Here is a 23,435-nt window from a genome sequence, read left to right as displayed (position 1 = left end):
CTCCCCGTCTTTCACGGGGAGAGGGTGAGGGGCAGCGCCAACCTGCACAGTTGGAAGTAACATCTATGAAGTCCTATCCCACCGTTCCCGCCACCATGGCCGCCGTGCAGCTTACGGGCCATGGCGGCCTGGAGAAGCTCGTCTACCGCACCGATGTGAACGTACCCGCGCCGGCCGCCGGCGAGGTGCTGGTCAAGGTCAGCGCCTGCGGCATGAACAATACCGATGTCTGGGTGCGCCAGGGCGCCTATGGCACGGAGGAAGATGCCGGGGCGGTGTCTACCTGGCGCCGGCAAGGCAACACGCTGACCTTTCCGCGCATCCAGGGCACCGACACGGTGGGCACGATCGTCGCCGTCGGCGACGGCGTGCCCGCGGAGCGCATCGGCGAGCGCGTCATAGTCGACTTCTCGATCTACAACCGCGACGACGATTCGCTGGCCGACATCGACTATATGGGCCACGGCCGTGACGGCGGTTATGCCGAATACCAGGCGCTGCCGGCCGAGAACGCACATGTCGTCGACACCGATCTCAGCGATGTCGAGCTCGCCACCTTCTGCTGCGCCTATCTCACCGGCGAGCAGATGCTGGAGCGCGCGGGCCTGAAGGCCGGCGAGCGTGTGCTGGTCACCGGCGCCTCCGGCGGTGTCGGCTCCGGCATCGTGCAACTGGCAAGGGCGCGCGGCGCCATCCCCTACGCCGTCGTCGGCAAGGGCAAGGAACAGGCGGTGCTCGACATCGGCGCCGAGAAGGTGATCACGCGCGGCGTGGCCGACCTGCTCACCGCCGTCAACGAAGCGACGAATGGCCAGCCCATAGACGTGGTGGCCGACCTCGTCGGCGGCGCCATCTTCAACGACCTCTTACGCATCCTGCGGCCCGAAGGCCGCTACACCACGGCCGGCGCCATTGCCGGCCCGGTCGTGCAGTTGGACCTCCGCACCATGTATTTGAAGCAGCTCCAGCTACACGGCTCGAGCCAGGGCACGCGCGCCGATTTCCGCCGCATCGTCCGCTACATCGAGGAAAAGAAGATCAGGCCGCTGGTCGGCGGCGTCTACAAACTATCGGATTTCCACCGCGCCCAGACGGACTTCATGGGCAAGGATTTCGTCGGCAAGCTGGTGGTGGTGCCGGACGCGATGTGGAGCGGCGCCTGACCCAGGAAAGAGCGCCGGCTTGGGCTCGGCGGTTCGCCGTAGCCTTCCGCCCGGAATTGCAAAAAAAAAGATAGGGCGGTTTCGCCGTTTCCATGAAACGCTGTGGCGTCACAGACAGGCAGCGCTGCGCGGAGGCATGGCTCGCTGATGGCAGTCCTGCGCCGAACGGCGGCGATGCGCTTGCCCAGGTCATTGCGGCGACCGGGCCTCTGAGTTATTTTAGCAGTCTATTGGATATGCGATCTGTCTTGCCATCGGCAGGCGCGTCTCCTTGCCGTCTTGGCAGATTGTGAAGTCTTTAACAGACCACGATGCCGCAAGCTGCGTTCTTGTGGCCGACAGGATGAATAGCAGTTAGGAATTTTGCCATGCTGCGATGCTGCGCGCTGATTGCAGCCTTGATCCTCGTGGGCCTCACGACTGTGCAGGCGCACGCCGATCGAAGGGTTGCGCTTGTCATCGGCAATTCCGAATACCGCGAAATCCCGGCCCTGAAGAATCCGGACAAGGATGCGGAAGACGTGTCGAGCACGTTCCGGTTGGCCGGCTTCGATGTGTTCGTCGCCAAGGACCTCACCAAGCTCCAGTTCGAAAAGGAGTTCCGCAATTATCTCGCGGCGGCGGACGGCGCCGATCTGGCGGTCGTCTACTATTCCGGCCACGGCTTTCAGATCGGCGGCGAGAATTTCCTGATCCCGGTCGACGCGTCGCTCAAGAATGCGGCCGACATCGAGGTCCAGGCGGTCAAACTGGACGACGTCCTTCAGCAATTGCGCGCCAAATCGAAGATTCAGGTCATCATCCTCGACGCCTGCCGCAACAACCCGTTCCCGCGCAAGGATTACTGGCTGCGCGACCAGTTGATCGCGGCCGGCGACACTGGCCTTGCGCAGGTGAAAAGCTCGCTGAACACGCTGATCGCCTTCGCCACGGAACCCGGCGCCGTCGCCTATGACGGGTCCGGCGATCTCAGCCCGTTTTCATCCGCCTTCTCCCGCCGCGCACTGGCGCCGAACCAGGAGATACGCTCGGTCATGGCGGCCGTCCGCCGCGACGTGGTCGAGGCCACCAAGGGCGCGCAGGTTCCGTGGGAGAATTCCTCGCTGATCGACGAGGTGGTGCTGATGCGCCGCGCCAACCGGCCGGCTTTGCCGCCGGTGCTGGAAAAGACCGTGCCCTCGGGCGTCGGACCGGTCGCGCTCGACCTGCCGGTTCCGGTCGATGTCGACGGCGGCGCGGTCACCATCAGCATCGAAAGGCCGCCGGCACTGGGGCGTCTGATCCTGGACGGTAAGCCGGTGGCAACGGGCGAGCCGATAGACGGCAAGGATCTGCCGCGACTCGCGATGGATGTGCCGAAGGGCGCCGACGCCGAGGATCAGGTCGATATGCTGGCCTATGCCGCGCATGACGAATGGGGCGGCGGATCGCAGGGCATACTGGTGTTCCGGGTCAAGAATGGCGAGGGTGCCGCGGGCAAGCAACTCGTGGCCTCGCTGGAGTCCGAACAGAAGCAGGAGGTGGTGGAGCGCGGCATCCACATCGCCGGCGCCGCCGAGGCGATCGAGAACCGCGACGTCAAGATTCCGGTCGGTGTCGGCCCCGTGCCGCTGAAGCTGGATGTCCCGACCAAGGATTCGGGCGTCAGCGTGAAGCTCGCGAGCTATCCGGCAACCGGGACGCTGTCCCTACCGGACCGGACCTTGTCGCCCCAATCGAGCCTGATGGCCAATGAAGTCGATCAACTGCGCTATGAACCGCAGATAGGCGCCGCAAAGCCCTTGATCGTCGGCTTCGAGATCACGGCTGACAACACGTCATCGAAGCCGGCGACGATGAAGCTTTCCCCGAGCGTCGACCCTTGCGACACGCAGGCAGGCGAACCCTTGGACCTGCAGGGCGTCGTCCCCGGCCTGCTGCCGAACGAGATCGGCGCCGGCGCGGTGGAGGCCTGCCGGGCGGCGGTGAAGGCCTATCCCGACGTCGCGCGCTTCCACTACGAACTCGGCCGCGCGCTGCTCGCCGCCGGCAAGGTCGAGGAAGCGAAGAAGTCCATCCAGAAGGCTGCCGACAAGGGGCATGTCCGCGCGGTGTTCGAGCTCGGCTACCTCAACGCGACCGGCACCGGTATGCCCGCCAACCGCAAGCAGGCCAACATTTTCTACGCGGCAGCGTCCGACAAGGGCGACCCCTATGGAATGACCTCATGGGGCCGCGCCTTGTTCAACGGCTACGGCGTCGATCGCGACACCGGCAAGGGGCTTGACCTGCTGCTCAAAGCGGCGGCGATGGGCCATACCTATGCGATGAACGACCTTGCGGCGATCTTCACCGAAGGCCGCAACGGCGTGCCGGCCGATCCGGCTCGCGCCGTGGCCTTCCTCAAGGCTGGCGTCGAGCGGCAGGACATGTATTCGATGAATCTGCTTGGCCGCAATTATCTCGCCGGCATCGGGGTCGAGAAGGACCCCAAGACCGCACTCACGCTGTTCCAGAAGTCGATGGATCTCGGCCAGCCCTATGCCCCCGGCAGCCTTGCACGCATGTACAGGGACGGTGTCGGCGTGCAGCAGGATTTGGCAGAAGCGCAAAGGCTGTTCGAGCTGGCGACCGATCGCGGCGATCAGTCGGCTGCATATGATCGCGCGGCGCTGGAGATGCAAAGAGGCGACAAGGCGGACCAGGCGGTGGCCGCGCGCTATCTTGCTTTCGCGGCCGCGCTCGATCTTCGCAACGAGATTCCGGACGCAAAGGCGACGCTCGCGAAATTTGGAGCCAAGGCGAAGACAGCGGCTCTGAAACAGATGCGTGGAGAACTCAAATCCAAGATTTCGGCGGATGGCTCGTTGGACGATCAACTGGTCAAGACGGCCAGGGCGGTCTGGGAACAAGCCAATCCGCGACGGGACCTGTTCTGATCAGCAAGGAGGCAATGTTGTGGGCTGGGCATCGAAACACGCAATCGTCGCAACAATCCTATCCGGTGCTCTCGCGGTCGCAGGCTGCACGACCGTGACGCCCAGGGTCGAGCCGGCCCCGACGGAGAAGCACAGGACGAAGGCTGTTCGCACGACGACCGCGCCAAAAGTCGTCGAGCGCAAGAAAGTCACCGCCAAGAAACTGATCAAGCCCGTTCAGACCGAAACCGCGCCTGTCATTGCACCGATAGGCGGCGGAGGCGGTAGCGGGGGCAGCGGTGGAGGCGGCGGAGGTGGCTGGGGATGAGCACTCGATAGCCGCGGGAGGGCCACTTATCGAGCCCGCTGGAACCGCTCGCCAAACAAGGGCAGGTGCTCTATGCCCGGGTCACGTGCCGTTATCGAGATGGTTGTCCTAGCGGGGCGTTCCCATGCTCGAGTTCGCCGCATTCTGGCAAATACACAGCGATCGACGGCAAGAGCATAGCCCAGTTGATCAAGGGAGAGCTGCTTTTCAGTCCGGTCGAAGGCCTCGACAAATCGGTCTGGCAGGGCAAGCACTGCGACGGCTGTCACGAGTAGAACGAGACGCGGCTCTGCGAGCAGGCGAAGAATTTCACCGCCAACGACGTTTCCGTGCTGCGCCTACAGCATCACTTGGCACCCGCTTCAAGGTCGCTTTGGCCAGGTGGGCGCAAGGCGGCTGCAAATGACCGTGGATTAGAGACGTTCCGGTCCTGTCCGGCGAAAAGCCCTAGTCTAATACGCGTCGACCGATTGGCGCTGCGCCTCCATCTCCACCATCTGGATGCCCATTTCGACGAAGGCCGAAAGCACGCCAAAGCGGTCCGCGGTCGAGACGCGGGCCAGCCCCGCCAGGATCCCGGCATTGACGGCGTGGGCGGCGGGAAATCCGGTCGACAGCATATCGAAGGTCGGGTCACGCCACGCCGCAGACAGGGCAATCCATGCAGCCGGCGTCGCTGGCGACGGACCGACGGCGCTGCTGAGCGCTGCCCGATGGCGGGGATTGCCAGGCTCGCCCACCCAGTCATTGACGAGAGCGAGCAACTCGAGATCCCTTTCGGCAAGGAGCTCGGCGACATTGCTCAGACATTCATGTCCCCACCAGACCGCTGCGCGCTCCGGCAGAAGGTAGGCACAAAATGTGACGGCTTCCTCCGGCACGCGCCCGGCGAGCAAGGCGCGGCAGAATTCCAACGGGGGTTGGGCGGCGGCTGGCGATTTCATGTCCCGGGCGATCGCGGGACAGGCAAGAAACAGATCCCTCGCCGTTCTGTATCCGAGTTCATTGGCCATCGCTGCCACACCCCGAGCACCGGCACAAATAGCACTGAAACCCGCGGCTAAGCGGCGGTCAAGCCCCAACCTCTAGCAGGCCGCAGCCATTCGCAACGTGCGCTTGTTCACAGACAATCGTTTCAAGATTTGATATAGTCCGCGCCAGCGAAAACCCGTTCAAACAGGCCCGTTCAAACAGGAGTGACGGTCATGCGGTGGGGCAGCTCAGCCTTGGCATTGGCGGCCGTGCTTTTTTCAACGCACGTTTACGCCGATCCGCTTCAGAAATCGGAAGACATCGTAAAATTCTTCGCCGGCCAGAGCAACCTCGGCGCGTCGCGCGGCATCTGCGTCGGCACGGAGGAAGAGTGCAAGAGCAAGGCGGAGAAGAACGAGGCACCGCCCCAGAAGGCCGGGCTCGACATGATGATCAATTTTGCCCTGGACTCGGCCCAACTCGACCAGACCGCGCGCAAGGAGCTGGACGAGTTCGCCAAGGCGCTGAAGGACAATCGGCTGAGCACGTTCAGCTTCGTCGTCGAAGGCCACACCGACGCGACCGGCACGGATCGCTACAACCAGGACCTGTCGCAGCGGAGAGCGCAATCGGTGGCCGCCTTCCTCGAAGCGAACGGCGTTGAATCGGCGCGGCTCGAAGCGATCGGCCTCGGCAAGTCGCACCCGCGCGTCGCCAATCCCTACGACCCGGTGAACCGCCGCGTGGAAATGCGGATCAGGACGGAATAGGCCGCCGGCGCCGATCAGTTCTTAGCGAACTGCCGATAGGGTCTTGCCGACAGGCTGGGCTCGCATTCTAAAGCGCGCCGCCCGCCGCAATATCAGGGCGGGCCTTCAGCAACACATGGTCGCCGAGACCGTAGACGCTGCCCATCTCCGGCGGGGCCAGTTAGCTGATTTGGCAAGGCATATCGCCGGCAAGGATGCCGCCTTCATCCGCTGGGTCCAGGCTGTCGGCAGCTCTTCTTCTCGTTCCCCTCGACCTTCGATTCCGACCGAAGTCGGATGTTGCTGCGCAATGGTCCATCGGCTGAAACAAACCGCCAGCTATTCCATTTGGATCTCAGACTGGCGAGCATCGTCCCTTCATCGCCGGTTGCGATTGCAAGAAGAAAACACCCGCCGCGACCTGCGAAGCGGCGGGTGTTTCTTTGTCAGGAAAGTGCCCGCATGCAGCTTGGCGAAATCATTGCAAACCTGTTCGCCGCCCTGTTGCTGGCATGTGTTGTCGGAGCCGCTTTCTTTTTCGCCACCCAGCCGATTTGGCCGGACCACCATAAGGGACAGATGGTGATCCTCCCGCCCGCCGACGCGATCACAACGGGATCGATCAAAGCGACTACACACCCGCATTTGCCCAACGCGATCGACGGAAACCTCGTACAGCCGAGGCCTTCACGGCATAATTAAGGGAAGCGATTTACCACTCGTTTACGATATTAGCCCAGGCTGATATTCGGCCATGCCGGTACAGCGTACATGCCCACAGAACCCCAGCGCCGATCCCCCTCAGCGCTGGGGTTTTTTACGCATGATCCATTCGACTATGTTGGGGTCGACGTAATCGTCCCCGGTCATGATACGGACCAGCTTCGTCGCGCGCGGCCGCCATTGATCTTCAGGAACCTTATCCTCATCGACCCAGCGCCTGAACGCTTCACGCATGACGCCGAATTCGAAGTATGAACAGTTGTCGTTGGATTGTTTTTTGACCATGGCCGGCAACGTCGAATCCCCTGAAATGTTCCAGTTCGCCGCGCGTCGAAAAACGCTGTTGCCTGATGAGCCGAAAGACCACGGTTAGCCGGGCGCCAGCGTATTCTGGATAGAACCAATCAGCGCGGTGACGGCCTGCTTGTATTTCTCGAACTCGGGAGAGGTCTGCCGGACTTCGGTCGTGGTCGTCGTCGGCTGGCCTTGATCGGTCACCACGCGCGGCACCTTCTGCCCCATCTTCCGCTCGGCCCAGTCGACGACGTAGCTGACGGTCTTGCCGGTCAGGAATGGGTTGGCCTGGATGACGGCCGATCCCAGAACGGCGCTCAATTGCGACGAGCCCGGCGCCGCCAGCACCTGATGCGCCCCCTCCATGCCGAGGAAATGGCACAGATAGAGCCGGCCGGCAGAAATCTGGTGGCCGCGGGCGCGCAGATAGGCTTCGCCTTCACGCGCCAGGTTGCGCACCATTTCACGCGACAGCGTGGCGTCGTAGCGAAGCGCAAGCAGGTCGGCGGTCGACAGCGAGCGGGCAAGGTCGGGCCGATAGGTGTTCATCATCCGGATCCAGGTCTTGGAGATGAACTGGCCGGCGCCGGTTGCCGAGGAAAGCGGGTTCTTGGCGCGGGCGCTGCCGCCGCTTTCGACATGCACGATCCGGTCGGTCAGTGTCTCGACCGCGGCATCGCCGGAGCCGCCGGAACTGACCGAGACGGAAGTGGCGACCGAGGTGACCGTGCCCAGCGGGTCGATCGCCTCGCCGTTCTGGTAAAGCTCGAAATGCAGATGCGGGCCGGTCGAAAGTCCGGTGGTGCCGATATAGCCGATGACGTCGCCGGCCTTCACCTTGGTGCCGACGCCGCTGGCGATGGCGAATTTCTGCATATGCGCATAACGCGTCTCGCGACCGTTGGCATGCGTGATCTTCACCAGATTGCCGTAGCTGCCGCCATCGCCCTGGAAGGAAATCTCGCCGTCAAAGGCAGCCATGACCGGCGTGCCGACCGGCGCCGCCCAGTCAACGCCCTTGTGGATGCGGACCGCGCCCAGGATCGGATGTTTGCGCGGGCCGAAGGTCGAGGTCATCACCCCGGCGACCGGCGTGACCATGCCGTTGGTGACGGTCAGCGAGCGCACCTGATCGTCGCCGGTCACGCAGGCATACTGGCCATCGCTCTGCTGGAAGACGAAGCAGTCGAGGCTCTTATCCGTGCCTTGGACGCCGACATAGAGCACCCGTCCGGAAATCTCGCCCTGGCCGCGCGGCGTCTGCGAATAGATCAGCACCAGGCGCTGGTCCTCGCTGGCGAAGGCGTCGAGATCCTGCCCGCGCGACAGATACATGATCGCCTCGCCGATGACGCTGGTCGGCACCTTGTTTCGCGCCGCCGTCGAATAGATCGCGTCGAGCAGGCGGTATTGACGCTTAGGCCCGCCCTGGTCGGAGGCGCCGGAATAGTTGAACAGATCCTCGCGGACCCAGGGGTCGACGCCCGACACGAAAGCACCGGCCGCATTGCGCGTCAGCGTGCCGACATAGACGTTCTTGGCATAAATCGAGACCTGCATCAGCGACATGGTTGTCGTCTCGCGGTTCGGACGGAATCCGCGCATGGCCACCACAAAGCCGGACTCCAGCCCGTCGCGGTCGAACAGCGTCTTCAGCGCCTCGCCGGCAAGCTTCGCATCGTCGGCGGAGAAATGCGCATCGAGCGCCACGCTATCGAGGCTGCGGTCGTTGAGGATCTTCACGAAAGTGTCCTCGGTCGCCTCGAAGCGCTGATATTCGCTGGTGACGGTCGCAACGGTCGTGTTGTTCTCGATCGCGGTTTTCTTGAAAGCCGGCAGCGCCGCTTCGCCCTGGTCGATGGTCTCGCCCCAGCCGGCCTCGGGGTCGTCGGCGTCGGCCTTGGGAGCCGAGCCGGCCTCGCTCTCGTCCGGCGCCGCCTGCAAGTCGTTCTGCAGGTCGCCTTGCGAAGCGCCCTGTTCATCGTCGGGCGCTGCGGCCGGAGCGGGCGGGGCCGGTTGCTCATCACCCGGCGCCGCTGCGGAAGGCTTGGGAGCGGCTTGCCGCTGCGCCTGGAAGAAGGCGAAATCCTCCTGCGTCGACGGGATCGTCGTCATGAACTTTTCGCTGGCGCTCAGCATCACGTCGGAGAGGATTTCGATCTGCGGCGAGGCGCCCGAACTGTCGAGCTCGGCAGGGCGCGCGACCGTCTTGCCTTTCGTCGCGGTGTCGGCATCGGGCGCCAGCGTGATCCACATCGGATCGCCGGCGAGATCGATGATCGCCGGCACATAGACCGAGGCGTCGGGCGGCACGTCTTCCATGCCCTCGACGGGATGCAGCTCCTCGTCCTCATCGCCGAACGACCAATAGTCCCTGGTCAGGTAGAAGCCGGTGGCTAAGGCGACGACGGCGAGCGTGGCAAGGCCGGCGAACGCCCGGCGCCAGAGCTTGCGCCGCCGCTCGGCCAGCCGCGCCAGCTTCTTCTGCCTGAAGCTCGCGTCGATCGAGTGCGTCACGGGCTGTTTCCGGTCAGGAAATAGGTCCAGCGCACCTGCTCGAGTGTGTCGACCTCGACGAAGCGCGCTGCGATATGGCCGCGCTGCCAACACTCCTCGATGCCGCGGATCGAGAAGCGCCGCCGGTCGATGCACATCTCGGTCGATCCGTCGAGGATCGCGTGGCCAAAGACGTCCGTCGCGTAGAGATAGATGTAGCGGTTGGTCAGCTCCTCGCGGATGACGTTGACGCATTGGTTGGCGCCGATGGTCCACCAGCCGTCGGTCTGGTCGGCATTGTCGACCTTCTGTCCGACCGCGAGATTGACGACGTCGAGCGTCTGGTTGCAGACGGTGAATTCGGCATGCGCCTCGCCGAGCGAAAGCATCGAGAGCAGCGCCGCGCCGAGCAGCGTCGCAAGCGACATGCGGCCGGGGAACAGCAATCGGAGCCGGCTACGCTGCTTGCGTGGCGAGGGCTGGTGCAAAGAACGCGAGCGGCGAAGATCCATTTGCGTGCATGCTATCCGCCAAGCCGGAAATAGGTGGCCGTGGCGGAGAACTGCGATCCGTCGGCCTCGATCTCTTCGAGGATCCTGGGCAAAAGCTCCGAGGCCGGCATCGGCCTGGAGAACATGGCGGCCTGGATGTCCTTGGGCCCGGTGATCACCAGCATGATCTGCGGCACCGCCTTGCCGGCTGCTTTGTCCGGCGCGGCAAGGCCGATCGGGATGTTGAAGGTCACCTTGTCGGTTTGCGGCACCATGCGGTCATCGAGGTTGAAGGCGATGCCCTTGTGGTCGATCAGCATGACGTTCGAGATCAGTCCGCCGCCCGTATAGAGAGCGCCGCTGACCGGCGAGCCGTCCGGGACCGCTGTCCGGTCGAGCACAAGCTGTGGCTTCGCGGCAGAACTCCGGTCGAGGAAGCGAAGGAAAGTGGGTACGCCGCACTGGGAGAGCGTGATGAGCCGCACGCTGATATCCGGCTCGACATGGAACCTCGTCTGGAAATCGTTGAGCAACTGTTCGAAGGGCTGGACCGCCGTTGCGTATCCCTCGATCGTCGGGGTGGCGCCAGGTCCGGAAGTGACGTTCGCGTAAAAACAGCTGCCGCCGCTGAAATCACGCACCCAGGAGCGCTGGTCGTTCCACTTGGTCATATCGTCTTCCGCCGACGGAAGCGCCGGCTTGGGCACATTGATGGCAACGTCGGTGTTGTCGGGCTGCTTGGCCGCCGGTGTCTGCGCTTGCTGCGCTGGTTGTGCCGGCGTTTTCGGCTGGCTGGCTGTTGGGGTCTGCGCCTTCGGCTTGGCCGGCGGAGGGGTCGGCTGTGTCGATGCCTGGCTTTGCGAAACCGGAGGCGGGGAAGCCGCTGGCTTGGGCAACTTGGAAAGCATCTCCGCGAGGTCTTTTACGCTCGGCTTGGCCGCCGGTGGACTTGCCTCCTGCGCCGGCTTGTTCTCAGCCGCCTGGCTCGGTTCCGGCGTCTTGGCCGCTGTCTTGCCTGCAGGCTGCGCCGGCTTCTGGTTTTCGGCGGCCGCTGGCGCGGGAGCCGGCGCAGGCATCGGTGGTCGCTCCGCCGGCGGTTGCGCCGGTTTGGTCTCGACCTGTGGGAGATGCGGTTGGCTGTTGGCCTCGCTCTCCGGCTGAGTGGCAGGCGGGGCCGGCTTCTCGACGGGCGTCTTGGCCTCCGCGTCGGGTTGGGCGGGCGGCTTCGCCGGCTCCAAGGAGGCGGCGCTGTCAGGTTTCGGCGCCCGCGGCCGAGCCGCGGCCGGTGCCTGCGGCTGAGATTTAGGCGCCGCCGGTGGCTGCGCCTCGGCCACGGGCTTGGCGGTCTCGGCGACCGGCTTCGGCGTCAGCGGCTTGGATGTTCCCGCTGCCGGCGGGGGTGCCAGGACACCGCTGAAATAAACGCCGCCCCCAACCAGCACAGCGAGAGCCGCGACCCCTCCGGCGATGGCGGGCATGCGCGAAGTCTTTTTGGGTGCGGCCGGTGCGGGCGCGCTGGCCGGGGGGGCTGCCGGCGCGGGCCGTGGCTCCGACAGATATGCGGGACGCACATGCTCGACGAAGCGCGGCTCGCCGGGAGACGCCGGCGGCTGCGGTTTGGAATCGGGCGGCGCCGTCCAACCGGCGCGCGGCAGGCCGGAGCGTTCGCGTGCGCCGAACGACACCGGCGGCGGCAATGTCGCCTCGAGATCCTCGCCGCGCGAGGCCCTGGCAATCTCGGCCATGCTGGCCGGCCGGTCGCGCGGATCCGGCTGCAGCATGGCTTCGATCAGCTCGCGGAAATCGGGATCGATATCCGACAGGTCCGGCACCGCCCGGCGCTTTTCGATAACCTCATATTGCGACCCGCTCATGTCGAGCGGCTTTCCGCGCAGCGCCGCGACCAGCACCAGGCCGAGGCTGTAGATATCGGATCGCTCGCTGACCTCCCCGCCATAGAGGCCGAGCTGTTCCGGCGAGACGTAGTTGTATTTGCCGGCGAATTTGCCTCCGATCAGTGTTTCGCCGCCGACGGTGGCGGACCGGGCTATGCCGAAATCGATGATCTTGGCGCGCTCGACCTGCCCGCCCGGCAGAATGATGTTGTCCGGCGAGAGGTCGCGGTGCACCGCGCCAGCCTTATGCACTGCGGCGAGCCCCGATGCGAGCCGATGGCAAAGCCGTCGCACGTCCTCTCCGGGCATCGGCCCGCGCCGCATGACATCGAACAGCGATTGGCCGTCCACGAACTCCATCGCCAGATAGGGGCGGCCGATCCCCGTATCGATCGTAAACACGTGGTAGCGCACCACCGCGTCGTGCGAAAGATGGTTGAGGATCGATGCTTCCTTGCGGAACAGCGACAGGATTGTCTGATCGCGGGCGAATTCGGGCAGCACGATCTTGATCGCCACATGGTCGCCGGTCTGGATGTTGTGGCCGCGATAGACTTCGCCCATGCCGCCGGAGGCGATCCTCTCGTCGAGCTCGTAGATGCCGCTGAGCTGCGTGCCGACACCCGCATAGGTGACGTTCGCCGAAATCCGCGTCCTGTCGTCGTCGCTCATCTGGCCAGGCCCTCCGCTGCGGACCGATCCGGATGGAGCGCGCTGCTCTGCCCGCCGCCGACCTTCACGAGTACGATGGTTACATTGTCGGTTCCGCCGCGCGCCAGCACCATGTCCAGCAGGGTCTGGCATGCCGCCCGCGGCGTGGTGAATTTGACCGCGGCCTCGATCTCGGCGTCGCTGACATGCGCGGTCAGTCCGTCGGTGCCCAGGACGAAAACATCGCCCGCCATCAGCTCGCCCTGCTGGAAATCGATCTCGAGCTCGTCGCTGACGCCGACCGCATGCGTGATCACATTGCGGCGCGGCCAGTTGCGCGCTTCCTCGGCGCTGATCATGCCGCGGTCGAGCAATTCCTGCACCTCGGTGTGGTCCTTCGAAACCTGGAAGATCGAGCCGTTGCGCACGAGGTAGATGCGGCTGTCGCCGGCCCACAGGCAGGCGAAGCGTCCATCCATGGCAAGCAGGGCCGCGAAAGTGGAGCCGATGGTGGTGCCGCGCGAGCGCGATATATCGCGGATTTCGGCATTGGCGCGGCTCAGCCGGTCCTCGAAGCGGGCGCGAAGGTCCGGCGCCGAGCTGGCAATACCGATCGTCGCCAGATGGTCGACGATGCTGGCCGAGGCGACTTCGCCGGCCTCATGCCCGCCCATGCCGTCGGCCACCACCCACAGCCCGGTCTGCGGTTCGATGAGGTAATTGTCTTCGTTGTGGTCGCGCACGCAGCCCTTGTGGCTCACGCCGAAGCTTTCGATGGGGAGGGCGACAGTGCTCAATTTGCCACCAAGCGCTTCGTGAGCGTCCTCTGTGACCAGCCACGGGCCGCGTGCCCACGCCACTCTGCCACAAGCGTGTACATTAGAGTATCGAAATGAAGCTTCGAGCCGGCCATCTCAGAACGCCTTCGGACAGCTGAAGCCGGACAAGGCCGGCAGCAGCAACGGATTGGCGCCCGAGCCGACTTGGACCGTGTAGGCGACATCGCGTCCGCCGATCACGAAGCGCGCTTCGGCATTGGCACCGTCGCCGCTGATGGTCGCCTTGTCGAAAAGCCGCTTCAACGCCCACGGCCCCTCGAATTTGAGCGCGGACTCGCGGCCGGGCATTTCCGGCACGAGAGTAAGACTCGCCGATCCGGAAGCGGCGCCGCTCGGCCATGTCACGATGCTCGGCGCGTTACCGGCCTGCGCGCTCTGGACCGTCTGCCCGTCGACGTTGAGCACGGCGCTGTCGACTTCGCTGTTCACCGACGTGGGTGTGATGGTGATTGAGACCGAGGGCACCGAGCCGCCGGAAGGGAAAAAGGCGCTGCGGATTTCCGCCGCCGACTGGAACGCCTTCAAAGTCGATTTTGCAAGGTCCTTGCTCGAACGCGCATCCTGTTTCCAGGTCCATTCCTGGCCGGTCATGTCGATCAGCGGCGCAAGATTCTGCGCGAAGAAGCGGTCCATCAGGCCGCCAGGCGCGAACAGCTTGGTGAAATCCGCCATCGAAATCTCGTCGGTGCCGTCGCGGGTGAAGGGATAGCGGCCGTTGACTGCCTCCTCGCAGACGCGCGTCACCGTCTGGTCGAGGGTCTGGTTGAGGTCGGCGACGGAGGCCTCGGCGACATTGCCTTCGAGCTCGTCCGCCGCCGCGTTGACCATGCGCGCCAGCGGCTTGGGCAGGCGCGAGACATTGGCGCGTAGCGTCGAGATCTGCAATTGCAGGTTGGCGTTGACGCGTTCGGTCTGCGTGGGGACATCGGCCGCGAGCTTCAGGCTCTGGAAGATGTCGTGGAAGTTCTGCGTCAGCGCATCGAGCGGCCGGCGCCCGGCGGCCCCGCCGACCAGCGCTTGGAACGAGCGGAACTGCGCCTCGACGCTGGCGCCGGCATTCTGCGCAATGGCCGAGCTTGCGCCGGCGCGGCTTTGCGACTTGCCGCCGGCGATCTGCAGGCCGATGCGGGCGAGGCCCTTGGCCATGCTGGCGGGATCCTGCTGCGCAGTGCCGATATCGCCCTCGGCGCCGCTGTCCTTCGTCAATGCGGTTTCATCGGCAATCGCGGTGAAGAGCTTGTCGAGGGGTGAGTCTGGCGCCGCGAGGGCGGAGAGCGCCAGATATTGCGGCTTGTCCTTCAGCATCGCCTTGAGCTTCAGCTGGTCGAGCACCCCGTTCCAGGCGGCGGCGAATTCCTTGCCGTAGCGGTCGATGAGCTCGGGACCGAGCTTGGGCAGGTCCTGATCGATACCGCCCTGTTCGCCGCCGCCGCCGAGCACCCATCGGTCGTCGACGAGCATCTGCGCGATCCGCGAGAGCTGCGGCAGGAAGAAGCGATTGAACCCGGCGCGCGTGTAAAGACCGGGGACCTGAAGATCGGCGAGCTCGCTGCCATCCGTGCGCTCGAACACCAGCTGCGCTTCCGGACCGGCTTTCGCGGCAATGGAGAAATCCTGCAGCTTTGCCGCGTAGACCGCCGACTTGATTTGCGCCGAGGCGCGGTCGGCGAGGCTCATGCGTCCGAGCGAGCGCTGCGCGGCCTCGACCAGCGGCTGGTTGAGCTCGAAGGTTGGATCGTAGGCGTCGTCAAGCGCAAGCATGGCGCGCAAATGCTTTTCGAGCTGCGCCCGGCCCTCGCGGTTGTTCTCGCCGGGGTAGCGGTTCTCCTCCCAGTCCTGCTTCATCCAGGAAACGATCAGCTCGTCGTCGACCTTCGGCGCCTTGCCGCCCAGCATCAGGTAGATCTTGAGCGGCTCGTAGAGCGCGACCGGATCCGCCATCCTGGCCTGGATCGTCCGCTCGGCCTGAACCAGCAGCCGAGAGCGGAAGGTCCGCTCCAGCGCCTGCCGATAGGCCGTCTTGGAGGCCGACAGCAGCCGCTCGCGCTGGCTGAGCCCGAACGTCTCCTCGATCGGCTTTCCCTGGTCGCTGTTTTCGAAACCGGCCGGCAGGTTGCGCAGCTGGTCGAGCGGACCGATGACGTTTTCGAGGTCGACGTCCGTTACCGTGGTGCTCTTGAGCAGGCTATCGGCGCTGTCGCGATAATGCGCCATGGCTTGGCGCGTGGAGGCGATCAGCTCCTTGTTGGCGAAGAAGCTGAGGCCAAGCATGCCGAGCGCCGCCAAGGCCGCCAGCGTGATCGCGGCCAGGCCGCCGAACCTGGCGAGCTTCGCGCGCCGCTCGGCCGCCCGGTCGAACGACACCCAGTCCGATTCCGGGAAGATCACATTGGCCAGCAGGTCGTGCAGGAAGAAGCTCTTGCCGGCGCCGGAAAGATGCGCCTGCGAGGCACTGCCGAAACTGCGTCCGATCGCGCCCAGCACCTGGTCGAAGGGCGTGCCTTCCTGTGTGCCCGACGAGAAATAGAGCCCGCGCAGGCTGACATTGACCTGCGACCGCGAGGTGTCGAACAGGCTGCCGACAAACTGCGTTATCCGGTTCTTCAGCGCGCCGAACTGGGCAGGGAAGCCGAACAGCGCGATCCGCGTCACCGGGTCTGCCTCTTCCTGCAGGCGATCGGCGACTTCCTCGGCGAGCCGCTTCGCCAGTTCGTCGAAGGCTGCGGGCGCTTCTCCGGCCATGTTCCTGGTGCGGTCGGCGGTCTGGAATGTCGCACCCCACACCTTGCGCCTGCGGGTCTCGTCGAAATCGCCGAAATAATCCATGAAGCCGCAGATGAGATCGGCCTTGGTGAAGAGCAGATAGACTGGGAACTGGACCTTCAGCGTCTCGTGCAATTCGCGCAGGCGGCTCTTGATCTCGCTGATATGCGCGTCGAGTTGCCCGTCGTCGAAGCCGATCAGGTCGGCAAGGCTGATGGCGAGGATCACGCCGTTGATCGGTTGCCTGGTGCGATGCTTCTTGAGCAGCCCCAGGAAGGCGAGCCAGCTTGCCTTGTCGCGCTCGCGATCCGATTCCTGCGTCGTGTAGCGGCCGGCAGTGTCGATCAGCACCGCCTCGTCGGTGAACCACCAGTCGCAGGATCGCGTACCGCCGACGCCGGCCAGCGGCTCAGCGCTGCCGGAGCCGGCAAGCGGGAACTTCAGCCCGGAATTGACCAGCGCCGTCGTCTTGCCGGCGCCTGGCGGGCCGATAATGATGTACCAGGGGATGTCATAGAGGAAATTGCGCTTGCCGCTCGTCCGCTTCAGCGTCGCGATGGCTTCACTCATGCGCGCTTCGAGCAGCTGTGAATCGTCGTCGCGCTCATCGCCGCGCACTATGGCCGTTTCGAGCGCCTTTTGAGCCTTGCGACTCCGCCAGAAGCGGACCCCGTAGAACAGCGCGAGCACCGCAACGCTGACGCCGATGATCGTGGCCCTGAGCCACACGGGTCCAAGCGGGCGCGTATCGGCGAAGCGGATCAGCGGCCCGGCATACCAGACCGCCGCCGACAAACTGGCAAGCGCGATCAAGCTGAAGATCCGCAGCATCCAGCGCATCAGTCGCCGGTCTCCGCCGCGCCGGTCTGTAAGCTCTCCTGTCTCCGGATCATCACGTCGACGCGGCGGTTCCTGGCGCGGCCGTCTGCCGTGCCGTTGTCGGCGATCGGTTCGTCCTCGCCCCTGCCGTCGGCACTCAGCCGCGATGGGTCCTTCAATTGCTTGGCCATCATCGCCTGGACGGCCTTCGCCCGGGCAACGGAAAGATCGAAATTCGATTTGAACGGGCTCGATTTCTTCGGCTTCACATTGTCGGTGTGGCCGATGATGCTGATCGGTCCGCTTTCGGCATCGAGCGCAGCGGCGATGTCGGCCGCGACAGGCTGGAACTGCGGCTTCAGCTCCGCCTGGCCGGACGCAAACAAGAGCTGGTTGTTGATCTCGACGACGATGAACTCGCCCTTCTCGCCGACGCTCAGTCCGCCGCTGGCAATCTCCTTGGCAAGTGCAGCGCGGATGCGGTCGATCTGGGTGGTATCTGGGATCACGGGCGGTGGCGGGCTGGCTTGCGCCGGCTCAGTGGGCGCCGCCACGCTGGCGCGCTCGATGGTGACGGGCGTCGATGGGTTGAGCGCCAGCAATTCGCCGGCGGTCGCGTCGCCTTCATCGGTGATCAGTACCCGCAGTCCGAAGAAGGCCGCTGTCACCAGCGTCGCCGCGGCGGCCGCTGCCGCCCACAGCGGCAGCCGCGCCCCCGGCTTCGGCAATGCCGCAGCCATGCCTTGCCAGCGTGGCGAGATGTCATCATTGGCGCGCGGCTTGAAATAGCGCAGCGTGTCGTAGACGTCGCGCCGGACGCGTTCGAGCGTGTCTCGTTCTTTGGCCAGCCCGCGATACTGGCCTTCGAAGCCCAGCGACAGGCAGGCATGCATCAGTTCGAGCAGGTCGTAATGCGCTTCCGGCTTAGCAAGAATCTTGTTCAGCGCTTCGTAGAAGCCCGTGCCCGTCGGTTGGGTGTGGAAGAACCGCGCCACCAGACTGTGCTGAAGCCAGCTGTCCTTGTCCGGCCAGGGTAGATTGCCGACGAGGTCGTCGGCGGTTTCGCAAAGGGCGAATTTGGCGATGCGTGCGTCTTCCTCGGCTACGCCGGCTTTGGCGATCGCGTGGTCGAAGGACTCGATCGCGTCGGCGATACGCTCTGCCAAGGGTGCGGCTTGCCGTTCGACCGGCATCAGCCGCAATTGGCCGAAGAGCATCAGCAGCGGCGCCGCCGCGGCAAGGATCGGATTTGTCGCGGCGTATTGCACGCCCTCGGCGGCGGCAAGCAGGGCATCCTGCGGCAGCCCCGGCATCGCATTGTCCTCTGCTCCCGAGGTTGGCCCTTGAAACAGCACGGTTCCGGACGACCAGCCGGTTGGCATCTGTCGGCCGCCGCCGGGGTCGAACACTGTCGCTTCGCGAGCGGGCGGTGGTGCAGGCCGTGCGCCTTCCGGACCGGATCTCTCGGCAGCCGCAAGCGGCTTCTGCTTCGGCCGCGGCGCACGGATGACGGTCTTGTCCGCCGGCCTGGAGAGATCGTCCTTCGAACTCATCGGCGGCGATCCGCCGTCGAATTGCAATGAGCAGGTTTTTGTCCGGGAAAACGCGTTCCAGCCTGAGCCTCGGCGGCGGGCCGCATGGAAAGGCTCATCTCGCCGAAACATGACATTGCTGCACACGCCCCAAGCCACGCCGCTTTGCCCGCCGGGCAAGCGTCCCTGGGCATTCTAGTCGCCCGGATACCCAATTGAAACGGCCCGCCGATTGAAATCGGAGAGCAAGATGCTCGAAGGGGCGGCTTCTTCTATGAGACCCGTCACATACGGTTGGCGGGGTCTGTGCCGCGCGGCTATTTCTGCTTGTTGGCCTTGGCGTAGGCTTCGGCGAAATAGGCGAGGAAGACATCCAGCATGCCGTTCTCATGCTTGTCTTCCATCGTCCGCCAGGTCGCGACAAGCGCATCCCAGGCCTGGCTCTTCCTGGACGAGAAGGACGCCGGTGGGATTTTTTTGGCGATCGCCTCCGGCGACAGGTCGTCGAGCAGCCTGGACAGCGCGGCCTGCATGGCGGCATAAGTCGCGATCTCGTGGGCCTTCAGATCGCGGAACGCATCCTCGACGCTGTGCCTTGCATCGAGATAGCCGGCTCTGCGCTTGGCGAACATGATCTCCAATATGTCGTCGGTGCCCGGCACGAATTTCAGCGGATTGTTGTCCTCGGCGCCGATCATCGTGCGGTGCGCGCTCTTGGCGAGCACTTTTGCTGCCGCGCGCGCCTTGAGCAGCAGCGATAGTTGCTCGACCGTGGTCCTCAGCACGGAGCCGATCTCGGCCGCGACATCGTGCGGGTCGCGCGCCTGCAGCAATTCAGGCGCAATGCCCGCCGCCCTGGCGATCTCCCGCAGCGCCGCGTCCGCTTCGGCCGGCCGATTGGCCGGGGCGGCCGGACCGGGCTGCGGGGCCGAGGACCTGGAGGCGGGCGCCGCCCCGGTCGAGCGCTGTTCCGCCGGACTGAAGAACGGCTCGTGACCGCGATCCGGCGGGCCGCCGGTCGAGGGCGGCAGCTCGCGCTGCGTCGATCCCGTCCTGGCCTGCGGATGTCCGATCGCGGCCCGTTCGTCTTCGATCGAAACGCCGACGACGTAGCGGCCGATCAGCAGCCGGTCGCCTGGGGCCAGCCGATGCGGCCCAGCCATGCGCTGGTTGGACCCGTTGATGAAAGTGCCGTTGCGCGAGAGATCGTAGAGCCAGAACGAACCCGCCTGGTAGCGGACCTCGCAGTGCCGGCCCGAAATGAACTTGTCCGGATCGGACAACGTCCAGTCGCAATTCTCGCGGCCGATCTCGAAACTGCGGTCGCGGGCGGCATAGCTGGCGGCGGTGCCGACCGGGAGCCTGTCGACATTGCTGATCTGGAGCGAGATGAACATCCGGAAGCGTCGCCCAACTTGGTCAACAAATGCTTATTTTCCGCGCAATTCCAGGCGGAAACGCCAACGCACCTTTCCTGAAATTGCCTTGGCATTCTAGCAGCTTGCGAGCGCAGCGGGAGAGGAGCGTTTCACACCGGCGCACGGGGCAGTTTAGCCACAGCTGTTATTTGGCGGCCGCCAAACATATGCTAGGCTGAAAGTGGTCCGGTGCGGTGGGCGTGAAAAGTTCCCGAACGTGATGCGGTTAACATAGCGGGGGCTTCAATCCATCATACTGGCGGCCGCGTCCAGGAGGGGCACGACCATGCCGAACGAACGCGCCACGGTTGTGCAGACGCCGGCTGGCGCCGACCTCACCTTCACCCATCTCATCGGCCGCGATGAGATCAGCCGCTGTTTTGCCTATACGGTCGGCTTCGTCTCGAAGAACCGCGACATCGACCCGTTGAAGATGCTGGGCGGCGTCGTTTCGGTCGAAGGCGAATCCGATCCGAAGCGCTGGTTCAGCGGCCTCGTGTCGGATTTCAAGCTGACCCGCATCGAGGACCGGCTGGCCTTCTACGAGGCGACCGTCAGGCCATGGCTCTGGTTTCTCGGCAACACCACCGATTGCCGTATCTTCCAGAACATGACGGCGGTGGAGATCGTCGAGAAAATATTCTCGAAATACGGCATCGCCAAATTCGAGAAGCGGCTGCAGGGGTCCTATCCCCAGCGCGAATATTGCGTCCAGTACGATGAGAGCGATCTCGATTTCGTGCAGCGGCTGCTCGAGCACGAAGGCATCTTCTATTTCTTCGAGCATGACGAGGGCAAGCACACGCTCATTCTCTGTGACGCGATGAGCAAGCTGAAGCCGGCGCCGGGTTACGAGAAGGTGCTTTACAATTTCGAGGGCCAGGCCTCGCGGCGCGATGTCGAATACATCACCGAATGGATTCCCGGCAGCGCGGTGCGTCCGGGCGCCTATGCCCACACCGACTATGATTTCGAGAAGCCCGGCGCCGATCTGATGGCGAAATCCGCCCAGCCTTTCGCCCATAAGGAAGCCTCGGGCGAGAACTACCGCCAGCCCGGCGCGCATCTCGATGTCGGGCGGGGCGACAAGATCGCCGGGATCCGCCGCGAGGAACTCCAGGCCGTGCACCAGCACAGCACGGCGGTTGGCACGGTGCGCGGCCTTTTTTCCGGCTGCAAGTTCACGCTGGAGAGCTTCCCGCGCGACGACCAGAACCAGGACTATCTTGTGGTCAGCGCCGAGTACCGGCTGTTCGACCCGGGCTACCGCACCCAGAACGAGGCCCACAGCGAGAACTTCAAGGCGGTGCTTGGCGTGGCGCCCACCAAACTGCCCTACCGGCCGGCGCGCATCACGCCTCGCCCGATCATGCGCGGCCCACAGACGGCGACTGTCGTCGGTCCTTCGGGCGAGGAGATCTTCACCGACAAATATGCGCGGGTGAAAGTGCAGTTCCACTGGGACCGGCTCGGCAAGAAGGACCAGAACTCATCCTGCTTCGTGCGCGTCTCGCAGACCTGGGCCGGCAGCAACTGGGGCTTCATCCAGATCCCCCGCATCGGCCAGGAGGTCATCGTCGATTTCATCGAGGGCGATCCGGACCTGCCGATCATCACCGGCCGCGTCTACAATGCCTCGCAGATGCCACCCTACGGGCTGCCGGGCAACGCCACGCAATCCGGCTGGAAGTCGAATTCCTCGAAAGGCGGCGGCGGTTACAACGAGCTGATGTTCGAGGACAAGGCGGGCTCCGAGCTGGTCAACTTCCAGGCCCAGAAGGACCATCACCTGCTGATCAAGCACGACCGCAACAAGACGGTCCAGCACGACCAGTCCGACCGCATCGACCACGACGCCAAGCACTCCGTCGGTCACAACCTCGACGAGGACGTCGGCAACAACAAGACCGTCAAGGTCGGCGTCGATCAGACGACGAACATCGGCAGCAACGATACTGAAACGGTGGGCAAGAACAGGTCGCTGACGGTTATGGCCAACGAGACGATCCACGTCGTCGCCAACTCGACCGAAAACATCGATGCCAACCATTCGCAGACCGTGGGGCTGGTTCAGACCGTGACGGTGGGCGCGGCGCGCGTCGATACGGTTGGAGCGGCGGAAGCGCGAACGGTCGGCGCCTCGCAGACGAACACGATTGGGACATCGCGATCAGTCACGGTGGGTACGGCACAGAGCCACGATATTGGGGCGGACGATGGCTGGAACGTAGCGGCCAGCCAAAGCATCGAGATCGGCGTCGATCAGGGCCTCAAAATCGGCGGCGCGCAGAACACCGAGATCGGCAAGACATGGATCGTCAAGGTCGGCCAAGATGCCTCGACCCAGATCGACGGGGCGCACGAACTCAAGATCGGCAAGAAGAGCCTCACCCAAGTCGGCGAGGATGCGGGGATGGTGGTCGGCAAGAACCTGACCATCGAAGCCAAGGACTCGATAACGATCAAAACCGGTAGCGCAGAGATCCTTATGAAGAAGGATGGAACGATCACCATCAAGGGAAAGGACATTACGGTCAAAGGTTCGGGAAAGATCAATGTCGACGCTTCGAGCGATATCGTCATGAAGGGCAGCAACATCTTGCAGAATTGAGGTTCGAAATGGTTGCGTTGAAATCGCGGATCGAGGGTGTCGTTATCGGCGTTCTGTTGGGCTTCGAGGGGGCGACGCCGCTGGTCGTATTCGCAGGCAATCCAAAGGAGACCGCGCTCAAGGCGAGGAGCCTCGTCGCGCTGGGTCCGGACGCGATCGCCTCCGAAGTGGCACTGCTGTTCGAGGAGGGGGATCCACTACGTCCGCTGATCGTCGGACGCATTGTCGATCCGACCCGCGGTCCGCAGCCGCGGGTGTCCAGTGACGGGCGCCGGGTGCGGATCGATGGCGAGGAGCGCGTCGAACTCCGCTGCGGCAAAGCGACCATCATCCTTGAGAAGGACGGTCATATCACTATTCGCGGAACATATGTCACCAGCCATGCCAGCGCGACAAATCGTATCCGCGGTGGCTCCGTCAACCTCAACTGATGCCGCGCGCACCCGTCCTTCCGAAAATTGTGCGCCAGCACGCGGAGATGGCGGCGTTCCTGTGGACAGCCTATGACCGGCACCTGCTGCACCCGGACGAGAATCCCGACATGGACGCTGAGCGGCTCGCGCGGCTGGTCGAACGACTGGAGGCGCATTTGGACGGGCTGTGGGTTGCGGGACCGGACGGCAAGCGGATCGCCAAGGAACGGTTCGCCGAATATCCCGAAGCGGGTGAACTGTTCGTCGTGCGCATGCTGGAGGCGAAGCGCCCGATCCCGGTCAGGGAGTTGAACCTTGAAAAGGTCAGAGAATATCTCAGAGCGAACGGGAGCTTAGATAGTTAAGCAAGCTGTCGCGCCT

16 protein-coding genes are annotated in these 23,435 nt (G+C 64.3%); 7 read left to right on the top strand and 9 right to left on the bottom strand.

Going from position 1 to position 23,435, the window contains the following annotated elements:
- The first annotated feature begins 65 nt into the window (after window positions 1-65).
- Both LB565_RS03075 and LB565_RS03070 read left to right on the top strand, forming a co-directional pair.
- Window positions 66-1,163: an alcohol dehydrogenase family protein gene (locus LB565_RS03075; protein ID WP_224581703.1), complete on the top strand. Its 1,098-nt coding sequence runs from the start codon at window positions 66-68 to the stop codon at window positions 1,161-1,163.
- A gap of 368 nt (window positions 1,164-1,531) precedes the next feature.
- Window positions 1,532-4,081, top strand: a complete 2,550-nt coding sequence (locus LB565_RS03070) for a caspase family protein (protein ID WP_224581702.1) — start codon at window positions 1,532-1,534, stop codon at window positions 4,079-4,081.
- A gap of 759 nt (window positions 4,082-4,840) precedes the next feature.
- Here LB565_RS03070 and LB565_RS03065 read toward each other — a convergent pair.
- Complete coding sequence (locus LB565_RS03065; RefSeq protein ID WP_224581701.1) at window positions 4,841-5,401, bottom strand: DUF6931 family protein; 561 nt, start codon at window positions 5,399-5,401, stop codon at window positions 4,841-4,843.
- A 192-nt stretch (window positions 5,402-5,593) separates the two neighbouring features.
- Between LB565_RS03065 and LB565_RS03060 the strand changes: the two genes are divergently transcribed.
- Both LB565_RS03060 and LB565_RS03055 read left to right on the top strand, forming a co-directional pair.
- Window positions 5,594-6,130 (top strand): OmpA family protein, encoded by a 537-nt coding sequence (locus LB565_RS03060; protein WP_224581700.1) that lies wholly within the window; start codon window positions 5,594-5,596, stop codon window positions 6,128-6,130.
- A 276-nt stretch (window positions 6,131-6,406) separates the two neighbouring features.
- Window positions 6,407-6,811 (top strand): hypothetical protein, encoded by a 405-nt coding sequence (locus LB565_RS03055; protein ID WP_224581699.1) that lies wholly within the window; start codon window positions 6,407-6,409, stop codon window positions 6,809-6,811.
- Window positions 6,812-6,910: 99 nt separating this feature from the next.
- Here the strand turns inward: LB565_RS03055 and LB565_RS03050 are convergent, their stop codons facing one another.
- From LB565_RS03050 to tagH, 8 genes are all read right to left on the bottom strand, one after another.
- Window positions 6,911-7,126 (bottom strand): hypothetical protein, encoded by a 216-nt coding sequence (locus tag LB565_RS03050; RefSeq protein WP_224581698.1) that lies wholly within the window; start codon window positions 7,124-7,126, stop codon window positions 6,911-6,913.
- Between the two features lie 75 nt (window positions 7,127-7,201).
- Window positions 7,202-9,643 carry a M23 family metallopeptidase gene (locus LB565_RS03045; protein ID WP_224581697.1) on the bottom strand — a complete coding sequence of 814 codons (2,442 nt, stop codon included), beginning with the start codon at window positions 9,641-9,643 and terminating at the stop codon, window positions 7,202-7,204.
- The gene (locus tag LB565_RS03040; RefSeq protein WP_224581696.1) at window positions 9,640-10,134 is read right to left on the bottom strand and encodes a DUF1036 domain-containing protein; all 495 of its coding nucleotides are present in this window, start codon (window positions 10,132-10,134) and stop codon (window positions 9,640-9,642) included. The genes LB565_RS03045 and LB565_RS03040 overlap by 4 nt, the downstream gene beginning before the upstream one ends.
- 11 nt (window positions 10,135-10,145) lie before the next feature.
- The gene (locus tag LB565_RS03035; RefSeq protein ID WP_224581695.1) at window positions 10,146-12,680 is read right to left on the bottom strand and encodes a serine/threonine-protein kinase; all 2,535 of its coding nucleotides are present in this window, start codon (window positions 12,678-12,680) and stop codon (window positions 10,146-10,148) included.
- Window positions 12,677-13,456 carry a PP2C family protein-serine/threonine phosphatase gene (locus tag LB565_RS03030; protein WP_224581694.1) on the bottom strand — a complete coding sequence of 260 codons (780 nt, stop codon included), beginning with the start codon at window positions 13,454-13,456 and terminating at the stop codon, window positions 12,677-12,679. Before LB565_RS03030 ends, LB565_RS03035 begins: the two co-directional genes overlap by 4 nt.
- Window positions 13,457-13,573: 117 nt before the next feature.
- The gene (gene tssM / locus LB565_RS03025; RefSeq protein ID WP_224581693.1) at window positions 13,574-17,101 is read right to left on the bottom strand and encodes a type VI secretion system membrane subunit TssM; all 3,528 of its coding nucleotides are present in this window, start codon (window positions 17,099-17,101) and stop codon (window positions 13,574-13,576) included.
- Entirely contained in the window at window positions 17,101-18,633 is a 1,533-nt protein-coding gene (tssL, locus tag LB565_RS03020; protein ID WP_224581692.1) for a type VI secretion system protein TssL, long form, read from the bottom strand. Before tssL ends, tssM begins: the two co-directional genes overlap by 1 nt.
- 296 nt (window positions 18,634-18,929) lie before the next feature.
- Window positions 18,930-20,009 (bottom strand): type VI secretion system-associated FHA domain protein TagH, encoded by a 1,080-nt coding sequence (gene tagH, locus LB565_RS03015; protein ID WP_224581691.1) that lies wholly within the window; start codon window positions 20,007-20,009, stop codon window positions 18,930-18,932.
- 307 nt (window positions 20,010-20,316) lie between these two features.
- Between tagH and tssI the strand changes: the two genes are divergently transcribed.
- The 3 genes from tssI to LB565_RS03000 are packed head-to-tail and all read left to right on the top strand — an operon-like array spanning window position 20,317 to window position 23,419.
- Entirely contained in the window at window positions 20,317-22,641 is a 2,325-nt protein-coding gene (gene tssI, locus LB565_RS03010) for a type VI secretion system tip protein VgrG (protein ID WP_224581690.1), read from the top strand.
- Between the two features lie 8 nt (window positions 22,642-22,649).
- Complete coding sequence (locus tag LB565_RS03005) at window positions 22,650-23,072, top strand: DUF6484 domain-containing protein (protein ID WP_224581689.1); 423 nt, start codon at window positions 22,650-22,652, stop codon at window positions 23,070-23,072.
- Window positions 23,072-23,419 (top strand): hypothetical protein, encoded by a 348-nt coding sequence (locus tag LB565_RS03000; protein ID WP_224581688.1) that lies wholly within the window; start codon window positions 23,072-23,074, stop codon window positions 23,417-23,419. Before LB565_RS03005 ends, LB565_RS03000 begins: the two co-directional genes overlap by 1 nt.
- Window positions 23,420-23,435 lie beyond the last annotated feature (16 nt).

It is taken from the genome of Mesorhizobium sp. CA14 (assembly GCF_020165195.1).
Lineage (GTDB): Bacteria > Pseudomonadota > Alphaproteobacteria > Rhizobiales > Rhizobiaceae > Mesorhizobium.
The sequence above is the reverse complement of the archived record's forward strand: the minus strand, read 5'-3'. Positions and strand labels throughout refer to the sequence as shown.